This window comes from Lactiplantibacillus sp. 3062, assembly GCF_055413545.1.
On sequence record NZ_JBVAYE010000033.1, the window covers coordinates 1 to 220 of the forward strand.

The following is a 220-nucleotide window of genomic DNA, read 5'->3' on the forward strand; positions in this document are numbered from 1 at the left end:
AATGAGCCGTGACAGTCTCGAACTGTCGACCCTCTGATTAAAAGTCAGATGCTCTACCAACTGAGCTAACGGCTCATGATGGAGGATACAGGGCTCGAACCTGTGACCCTCTGCTTGTAAGGCAGACGCTCTCCCAACTGAGCTAATCCTCCAATTTCGCATGGCAACGTCCTACCCTCGCAGGGAGCGATCCCCCAACTACTCTCGGCGCTAAGAAGCT

General features: G+C 53.6%; 2 tRNA genes. Both read right to left on the reverse strand.

From position 1 onward, the window contains the following. Positions 1–2: 2 nt before the first annotated feature. A tRNA-Lys gene (locus ACWQAU_RS15190) sits at positions 3–75 on the reverse strand. Between the two features lie 4 nt (positions 76–79). After that, positions 80–152: transfer RNA gene (locus ACWQAU_RS15195), tRNA-Val, on the reverse strand. Positions 153–220: the final 68 nt, after the last annotated feature.